The sequence below is a fragment of the Clostridium sp. AF36-4 genome, from assembly GCF_003435975.1.
In the GTDB taxonomy this organism is placed as follows: Bacteria; Bacillota; Clostridia; order Lachnospirales; family Lachnospiraceae; genus Eubacterium_F.
Window position 1 is genome coordinate 813 of the sequence record NZ_QTVH01000039.1, and the last position, 10,062, is coordinate 10,874.

The 10,062-nt window shown below is 35.8% G+C and carries 7 protein-coding genes and 1 pseudogene; all 8 read right to left on the reverse strand.

Annotated features, from left to right (window positions below):
- The coding region (locus DW005_RS14270; protein WP_347461749.1) for a helix-turn-helix domain-containing protein at positions 1-434 on the reverse strand (434 nt) is incomplete at its 3' end.
- Between the two features lie 547 nt (positions 435-981).
- A pseudogene (locus DW005_RS14365) lies at positions 982-1,134 on the reverse strand (transposase); the annotation flags it as partial.
- A 335-nt stretch (positions 1,135-1,469) separates the two neighbouring features.
- Complete coding sequence (locus DW005_RS12890) at positions 1,470-1,754, reverse strand: hypothetical protein (RefSeq protein ID WP_117480028.1); 285 nt, start codon at positions 1,752-1,754, stop codon at positions 1,470-1,472.
- 57 nt (positions 1,755-1,811) lie between these two features.
- Positions 1,812-2,981, reverse strand: coding sequence for a zinc ribbon domain-containing protein (locus DW005_RS12895; RefSeq protein ID WP_117480030.1), 1,170 nt, complete (start codon positions 2,979-2,981; stop codon positions 1,812-1,814).
- A 107-nt stretch (positions 2,982-3,088) separates the two neighbouring features.
- Positions 3,089-5,023, reverse strand: coding sequence for a zinc ribbon domain-containing protein (locus DW005_RS12900; RefSeq protein ID WP_242989483.1), 1,935 nt, complete (start codon positions 5,021-5,023; stop codon positions 3,089-3,091).
- A gap of 78 nt (positions 5,024-5,101) precedes the next feature.
- Positions 5,102-6,427: a hypothetical protein gene (locus DW005_RS12905; protein ID WP_117480034.1), complete on the reverse strand. Its 1,326-nt coding sequence runs from the start codon at positions 6,425-6,427 to the stop codon at positions 5,102-5,104.
- A gap of 12 nt (positions 6,428-6,439) precedes the next feature.
- Complete coding sequence (locus DW005_RS12910; RefSeq protein WP_117480035.1) at positions 6,440-7,852, reverse strand: serine/threonine-protein kinase; 1,413 nt, start codon at positions 7,850-7,852, stop codon at positions 6,440-6,442.
- A gap of 6 nt (positions 7,853-7,858) precedes the next feature.
- The gene (locus DW005_RS12915) at positions 7,859-9,742 is read right to left on the reverse strand and encodes a fibronectin type III domain-containing protein (protein ID WP_117480037.1); all 1,884 of its coding nucleotides are present in this window, start codon (positions 9,740-9,742) and stop codon (positions 7,859-7,861) included.
- Positions 9,743-10,062 lie beyond the last annotated feature (320 nt).

Below are 10,062 nucleotides of genomic sequence, written 5' to 3' on the forward strand. Positions count from 1 at the left end.
CCTCTGTGAGTCAACTGTTTTGCTTCCTTTAACACTTTGTAAAATGTACTTTCACTTGCTATATAGCTTCCTCTGTCCGCAAGCATTGGAACAATCTCACTTGGTGTTTTTGATGCAAACTCTTCTGTATTGCATATGTCCAATATCTCCTGCCTTTCTTCCTTAGTCAGCTTATTCGCCGGCTCTGGTCTTGCACATATCGTGCGTTTGTCTATATAATCACTGTCTGTATTCTTCCAGCGGTTATATGTTCGCTTACTGATTCCAAGCTCTGCGCATGCTTTATACAATGCTGCTCCTGAATCTACTGCTTCTTTGATCAACTCTACTGCTTGTCTGCGATCTGAAGCGTTGATCATTCGTCCTCTTCGTCCGTTCCCCAAATCGCATCTGCTTTTTTTCGTAGCACTAATAATGCGGCTGCTTCTGCCAATGCCTTTTCTTTTCTTGCAAGTTCTTTTTCTAACTTCTCCTTTTCTTTCCGTTCTGCACGGAGTTCTTTGCCTGCCTTTGTGCTTTTTTCTCTTGCGCTATCATTTGCGTTTATGCAAGCCTCTTTCCATTCTTTAACCTGCTCCGGATAAACACCTTTTTCACGGCAATACTCCGAGAACTCTATCTCTGTTAAATTTGCAGTTTATCGTCCGTTCCCCAAATCGCATCTGCTTTTTTTCGTAGCACTAATAATGCGGCCGCTTCCGCCAATGCCTTTTCTTTTCTTGCAAGCTCTTTTTCTAACTTCTCCTTTTCTTTCCGTTCTACACGGAGTTCTTTGCCTACCTTTGTGCTTTTTTCTCTTGCGTTATCATTTGCATTTATGCAAGCCTCTTTCCATTCTTTGACCTGCTCCGGATAAATACCTTTTTCACGGCAATACTCCGAGAACTCTATCTCTGTTAAATTTGCAGTTTCAAGAACAACCATGAACTTATCCTGACTGCTCCATTTATCTGCATTCTTATATTTTGTTGTTGCTGATAAGCCCTTTTGATGCTTAGCCTGATCTCTCCATCTGTACAGAGTATTGATCCCTACTCCTGTATCTCGCTGGATGTCTGTTACTGTTTCATCGCCTTCAAGCATTCTTGCTATTATGGCTTCCTTCATTTCCTTTGGATATTTGTTATAACTCATAGCAATCACCTGTCCTTCTGATACTTATCATATCAGCTTGGGAGGTGGGTGACAACTACCCTACGCTAGAGGGGTTTTTTTATATAACGCCAATCTATTTCTGTTATTACTCCTTTGATAATTTTATTCTTCATTTTTGGGCGCATAAAATTTAAATTTATAATCTCCTGAATATATATTTAAAATTCTTACACACACGTCCCGGTATATCTCTCCTTCACTCTGACTCAAACGTTCCCTTGTTCCATGCCCCAGTAAAGAAATCCTTGAAAAATCATTTTTGACCTTACTCGAAATACTTATCATATCAGCTTGGGAGGTGGGTGACAACTACCCTACGCTAGAGGGCCACGAAAACCTTCCGCCGGCTTATAAGTCCCCTCATATTCGGACATATCAATATCTGCAGACAAGCAATATTTTCCATCTACTACATAATTTAATTTGTCCATATCTTCCGGCGTTTTAATTTCCTCGTAATCCGAATAATTATTCGCCTTCACTACCGATTTAGAATACACCTTTTTTTCTTTAGCCGTTACATTCATCACTTCCTTGTTAGGAATCAATCCGGCTATCACCGCAAAACATAATAAAATAGCTATTGTTTTTCTTCTCATATTTTTCTCCGATATAGTGTTAATTTATCACTATACTTTTCCTTTCTTTCCTATATTTTATCCAACATAATTAGAACTCCAACTATATGGTACCCTGTCCCCCTTTTTTAACTCTTGCTCATAATCCACTGCATCATAATTTTCTTCCCCCCAATCTTTTGATTTTGCTTCATCCATAACGTAATCACGATTATAACCACTACTCACATTATCGCTGTAGTGATAATAACCAGTATATATATCTACTGCCTTGATACACACCGCATAATAATATTCGCTATATCCATCTTTACCCATAAGCACTACATACCTTCCATTCCCATCACCTTCGTAATCCATCACCCGGTATTCAGAAATATCATCTTCGCTTGGTATTTTCAATTGTATAACTTCTTTGGCACATTGTTTTACAGCTTCCATCCGGTCTGTATAAAATGCTTGTGGAGTTTCCAGAAAATATTCCGTGTACTTATGCGTATATTTAACAATAGAAAACACAGTTGCAACAACAACAAAACACGCCACACCAATAATTGCAATTATCTCAGGTTTTTGCATTTTATATCGCATTCCTTTAGAAACTGCATCTTGCCGCATTTTTGTCCGGTAACGGTTTAATGAAAAGGAGCCTGCCAGTAAAACAATACATATAATATGTAATAAAAATCCGAATCCAAAATGTTTGCACTGGTCACGCAATGAATTATAAAGCAAAAAATCACTAAATATAACAATGCCTGCAAATACCACTACCGGAATCATCGCCGGCCACCACCTATTAATAAAATGCAACCCTGCCGATATTACAAGAATACCGAGGCTAACTAATAATAAAGGCAATAGAATAGCTTTTGCTGAATGAAAATTAGGCCATTTAGACATAATTCCCACTGCGCCATGATCAACTGCTACTCTAACCTGATTTGCGTTACTGTAAAATATGTTGTCTGCTATATCACTCCCACTTAAGGTAACTGAGGGCACAAAAGCTACAACAAGTGCCGTAATTGCTAACATAATTAACGAATACACCTTACTTACTCGTATTTTTTTCATCTTTTCCGCAATAATAGTTGGTGCTCCGCATATATTGCAAAATTTTGAATTAAAATTAATTATATTCCCGCAATTAGTACAATAGCTTGTTTTTCTTTCCATTTTTTTACCGCAGTTCGTACAAAATTTCATTTCGTCGGAAACAAGTGTTCCGCAATATTTACATATCATAAAAATCCTCCTCAGTTTTCAGTTTTTTGTCTACACACTTCTTCTTGTATATCCTTTAAAATATTTTCATCTTTAATGTACTTATACAATTTTTCAACTTCATCATATCACTTTTGGTCAATCAAATTATATGCCTGAAACTCATATACTGATTCTTTTCCCTCTTCAGAATCAATTTTATTGTAAATTTCTATTGCTTTGTCATATTCACCAGAATCACGATAATATCTAGCCAGTCTACCATACGCAAAAATAAGGTTATCCTCATCCTTTATCTGCTCATAAAGTTTTATTGCTTCCGTAAACTTATTCTCATATAATAACATTAACGCCTTTTGTTGTATCACCTTTCTCTCTTCTTCTTTTTCTCCCCATTTGTGATAAATCGCAATTGCTTTATCATATTCCTCTTTTTCAAAATAACTTTTGGCCTCCTTGCATTGTATTTTTTTAATTTGCTGATTTGCCACTTTTTTATCTTCCATATCATTCAAGTACTCCATTGCTTGTGAATACTGTTCATTCGCCATAAACTCTTTTGCTTTTAGCAGTTTATAATCATCTGAACGATAATACAAAAATGAACCTGTTAATTTAACTGCAATCAGTACAAACACAGCAATAAGTGCAATAATAATTATCGTTTTTATTCTTTTCTTACGTTTTTTCAACATTAAAATTTTTTCATCAATTTTTTCAATATACTTGTTGGATTCCTTAAAACCGGCAAATCCCAAAAATAATTTTTTTGTCTTTTCAAGAGCTACAACATTACTGCTATGTCTTATTTCATTGATTGCATTAATATAAGCAATATTCTTTTCGCATTCCGAAATATAATCAGAAGTCTCTTTATAATCTTGTAATTCATAAAATTTAAATAGAATATTTATGTAGTCATCACTTGTACGTGCCCCATTAAATTTTTTTACTAAGTCATAGTACTTTTCTTCTTTTAGCTTTTCCTTTTTTATTTCACATTCCTTTATTTGCTCATTTGCATCCTTATACTCAGGAATCGTTCGAAACATTTTCTTTGCTTCATTACAGGCTCCTTCTCCTTTCGCATATTTTAAAAGTTCTACAGCTCTTATGTAAATAGGCTCATACTTTAAAAGTTTTACCTGTTCTGCATTTGTTTCATCTGCATATTGTAAAAATCTTTGAAAATTTATATTATTTTCAAAACCATTATCGCGTTTAATCAGGTCATATATATTTTGCGCACGTAATTGAGCCATCAATTTAAGCAAATATGCTTCCGCACATTCAGGATAAGAATCCAAAATTCTTTCCGTATATTGTTCTACTTTCTCCCAATTAGCATCTTCCAAGAACATATTTGCACGTGTTAGTAACGGTTGAATCGCATCAGTAGCTTTTTTATCTATATTGTCTGGATTTTTTTCTTCTTGTGCAATAAATGTATTGTTTGTTTCATCCAGATGTTTATTTATATATTCATGACTTTGATTCATTGGCTGATATGAAACTTGGTTGTTTGACGGCATTCCATTACCTATATATGTCTTTTGCTGTTGAATGTTTTGTATCACATAATTTCTAACAACCAAATCGTAAATTGCTCCTGCAATACCTATGATTCCACCAAAAAGTACATTTAACACCAGAAAAACAATAATAGATGATAAACGACTCGAATAGTCATTATAAATCTCATCAATTGACATATATAACAGTTTTTCTTTTTTATTTACTCGCTTAATTCCAAATACTATATTCCAAATACCAACAAATATTAAATACCAAAATGCAAAAATAGATATTAATGTTTGTATTCCACCAACGCAAATCCAAATAATTCCACTAACCATTTCTCTTGTTCCAATATTTTGCCTAAGCATTTGGCGATTATCAAAAAAATTGCGATTTTGCTGCGATTGATACGTGTAATTGCTATATCCATTTGCCTGGGTTCCACAATTTACACAGAATTTTGCCTCGTCATTCATTGCATTTCCACAATGGACACAGATTTTCATAAATAACACCTTCCCTTCTTCAAAACTTACTCCTATCATACCGCCCACTTGTCCATTCCCCTTTCTTTTTTTTGCACACAAAAAAGACGGCTCACCGCCGTCTTTCCTATCTCACATCTATTCCAAAACATCCGTCAACGTATACACATCAACACTTCCAAAGCACTGTAGCAGTAAATAATCTAATGGGTATTTATCATCCATCGGACGCATACCGCATAAATTCAGTATGCTGTCTGCCATCGCTACAAATTCCTTTTTCACGACTTCCGGCGACTCCTCTCCTGACTGTTTCAAAACCACATAATGAATCAGGACAAGCAAATCTGCACGACGTATGTTATGCGTGCGCTGACGCTGTTTACGAATTTCTTTCTCCAATTCCTGTAATTTTGTTTCGTCATCCGTCTTACCGGTTCGACATTTCGTATATGCCTGCAAAAGCCGCATTTCCCTTTCTTTTTGTTTGACAATCGAACTAATATCAGAAATATATTTCGCATCCACTGCACCAATTTCTTTTTGCAGCAAATTCCGCTTCATATCGCCAAACCGTGTATGTGGAAAATGAATACCATCATAAATTTCTACAATCAAATCCGAGACACGGCGAAGCGGACTATATGCCATCTTCGTCAAAAACTGAATTTCTTCCACTTTTTCTTTGGATAACGGGCTTTTTACCAACCGGGTCTGATTCTTTATAAAACGACGTATTTCTTTCCCGTAGTCTTCTTCCTTAATGTCATTGCTTTTCAGCCACGAAAAAAATCCGGTGTCTTCTAAGGCAGTAAACAAACATTGTTTGATATCTTTTCTGAAAAAAGCCAGTGCTTTCTCTAACAATACCATATAATTTTGATAGGTTGTCATGCTGTAGCCTTTAAATAATGCTTCGTTTTTTCGCATCCACACAAGAAATTCTTTTGTGTCAAGATTTTTTACCGGCTCATAACGCTTTAAAATCTCGTCCGTGTGTGCCGTCTGCCGGATAGGCACATTCCAATCGCTGTATTGTTCAAAATAAGCAACCATCTCCTCATACTGCTCATAAGTCATATGATTTTCTAAACCGTACAAAGCAATCATCTCATGATAATCATTCACTTGAAAATCATGTTCAGAAATAGCATACATAAAATATTCTCTTGTTTCATCCACTGAAAACTGACAGACAAATGCCAGATGAATAATCTGTTCTCTTTTTGGCAACGACTGTCCATGAATACCAAACCATTTTTGAATGGTTGGACGTGAGGCGATTTTTGCCTTTGACACTTTATCATAAAAGTTATGATAAGCATTTTGCCTAACCTCATCCTCAATTACTTGATTGAGCGGTTTTTCGGTTGTTTTCCATTTTTCAATCATGAAACGGTCGCATTTCATAAAACACTTTTGCATCATTTCATGAAAAATACGTCTCTTTTCTTCCTCTTCCATTATGTTCTCCTATTATGATAGTGAATCTAAGTCACCATTAAATTTAACTTTTGATTTCTTTTTCTTTGGCACCGGTTTTGGCGTAACTGTCGGTCTTGGCGTGGCAACAGTTTTTTTCTTTCCTTTGCTAATCGTAAGCCGCAGCGTTTTTTTCGATACATCGGAATACGTTTTCCCCGCCGGAATATTCTGTTCAATCACCGTACCTTTCGCCTTTTTGCTGTATTTTGTTTGGAAACGCACGGTCAAACCTTCGTCTTTTAATTTCTTCAGATTCTCTACTGCCGCCTTTTTTTCTAACCCGACATAATTTTCAATTGTGACCGTATATGGTGTTGCTGTTGACGTTGGTACACTTGTTACCGGCATTGTTGTTTGAGGGGCAGCCACCACCGGTCTTTTGTTTATTTCCGATTTGTTTTGAAAGACAGAAATAACGACCACAAGCAGAACCGCAATCAAACCTGCTATAAATATTTTGGAAGCAGTTCTTCCTTTTTTGCGTCCATTTTTCTTATCATAAAAATCATCGATTTCACGCATAATATGAGCCGTATTAAAAGGATGATGTGTTGTATTATCTTTATCAGCATTTGCTTTGCCTGAAAATTCTGATAAATCTTTTTTCTCATATAGCATTTCAAATAATTCATCCATTGTTTGGAACCGGTCTTTCGCATCAACGAAAAGTCCTCGCTCAATCACGTGAATTTCATACTCACTTAAACCTGTGCCATAAAATTCATGCAGCGGTTTCATATGGTCCGCAATCATTCGTTCAACCGAATCATCCGGGTCAATTCCGGTAATCGCAAAATATATGGTCGCACACAGCGAATAAACATCTGTAAACGCTCCTTGTTTTCCTCGCTGCCTGCACTGCTCAATTGGTGCATAGCCACGCTTGTAAACAAGCGTTAATTCCTTGTTTCTCTGTTCTTCAAAATTTCTTGCCTCACCAAAATCAATAAGCTGAATACTTCCACCTTTTGTCACCATTAAATTATCCGGGCTGATATCACGGTGAATAATTCCTTCTTTATGTATCACGCAGAGAGACTCTATCACAGGTTTTAATTTTGTAAGGATATCTTCTCCCTTCATCGTCCCATAATTTCTAACATATTTTTTCAGACTCTCCCCCTCAACATATTCCATTACAATATATGAAATCGAATCAACAACAAAAAAGTCACGGGCAGAGGCAATTCCATCCAGGGCATAAAAACGAGCAGCCATCTTCACTTCACGCTGTGCTACTTTCCGGTCTTTTTCACTGCTGTTTTCATACTCTTTAATCGCCACCGGAACATCAATTAAAGTGTCCATTGCCTTGTAGGTTGTTCCAAAGCCACCACTGCCAAGTGTACACTCAATCACATAACGATTATTTAGTTTTGTTCCTTTTGTTAATTCGTATCCCATGGTTTGCTAAATCCTTTTTGTTTTACTCTTACTGTACACTCTTTTTTTGTTTTGCACCCGGTAGCTTCGAATTCGAAAGCTTATCTTTCCCCTTCTAGGTGTGTACTTAAAGTTTAATGTAGTATTCTTCTTAATCTTATATTTGGATAAAGGAATTTTCTTGTATTTCTTTTTTCCAAACCGAACCCACATTTGCAAATATGGGTCAGAACATGATTTTAACTGAATACTTATATAATGGATTCCATCCGTTGTTATTTTTCTTTTTAGCTTAAATGCCGGTGCTTTTCGTTTCAACATCAGTTTCTTTACATCCGAATAAACACCATACTGATAATTCTTCCCATTTAAGTAATAAGCACGCACTTTATAATAATAGTTTTTTGCATACTTTACTTTTGAGTCTGCAAAATTGCATTTATTCTTGAAACCATCTGCTATCTTTTGGTAGCCCTTGTTCTTTTTTGTTGAACGGTAAATCTCATAACCATCAGCCTGCTTTTGGTTGTTCCAAGAAATCTTAATCTGCTTTTTCTTTCCCGCTTTTAGCTTAAGATTTGTTACTTTTTGCGGGATTGATGGTGCATTTGTACTCCTTGTTTGCGGAGTTTTTGTTGATGTAGCTGCAGTAGGTGTCATACTTGGTGTTGGAGGAGCACTTGGATAAATCGCTCCCTCTTTTGCCACAAATTCAATTCCGGTAACCGTAAGAGAATCTAAATCTTCTGGCCACGTCGTTAATGGTTGTATCGTAATTCCCACAATTGGAATCGCATGTTCGATTTCCTGCCCCCACCCTGTTGTATATGTAAAAGAAAGCGGCATGACAGCTTCCAATTCTTTTTTCTCACATGGTCTATATTGATACAATGGCTTATTTGCTTCTACACCTTTATAGTTAATTACTGCATCTGAATATCCATCTAGTTCTTCTAAATTGGTTTGTATAACAAATTTAATCGAATCCATTATGTTATTTCCCCAAGAATTTTCTTCCTTATCTTTATATTGAATTCGGTATCGAATTTTTACTTCCTTATAATTTTCCACCCGATACCAATTCTCATTTAATTCGTCCTTTAAATCAAAATAAATCCAATTTTTATGAAAGCTTGTTTGATAACGTAATAAATCCACTTGATAATTTCTTACTGCCCCCGTCTTATAAGACTTATCAATACCCGACGAACTTGTCGGATATGGCGTAGGCATGGTTTTTACGGGAGTGGTCGACGGAATTGGCGATGGCGTTGATTCACCATAATGTACATTCTCATAAGGAATAAACATTATAGATGTTATTTCTAATTCTTCAACTTCACGTGGCCAGTAGTAATTTGCATTCCTAGAACTATGATAATAGTTCGCAATCGAAATATGGAAATAAAATTTATATGGATTTAATTCACCATTTAAATATTTCCCCCACTTAACACAATTCATTTCACCTAATGATACACGCTGTTTACGCTTGTTTTTTGAAGCGTTATCAGCCATAAAATCTGTAGTCTCCTGATAGGTCTCTCGATATCCAATGCTACAACTAATGTAATCATAATACCATTCTTCTTCACTCACGTTTTCCGTAACTCTTGATTGCTCATCTTTTAACTTTAATTGATAGGTAAACTCAACGGAAGAATAATATTTTGCCGTTTCTCTATTAAGCATCTCCTCTGACATTTCAATTACTATGTCACCTCCCGTCACCACCGTTTTTTGCCCAGACAAATCAACAGAAAGCGGCTGTATTTCATCTCCATCTTTATAAGAAACATTATTTTCAACTGCTTTCATCTCTTTTATTTCTCTTTGATTATATGGGCACGCAATACCAATAAACAATGCAACCACAAGAAAAACTGCTATCCTTTTCTTTCGACTCCTCATCTTAATATATTCTCCTCTAACTCAATAATAATAAAACAAAAATTGTACTTAATGATTATATCATAATTCCGTCCATTTTGCTTTGTATTTTTTTCAAAAGCAACGCAAACCTCATCTTCTATCCAAAAGCAGCACACCTAAAAAATTACATTTAACCCTCTTGCATATTTTTGTTATTTATAGTATATTATAGATAGTAATTGGGGTATGTGTTTGCGGACACATACTTAAAGGAGTCGGAGAAATCCGGCTCCTTTTAAATTGGTTCAATCATGACCACCAGCTCAGCTGGTGGTTTCCTCTGCGGCTATAAGCCTGTG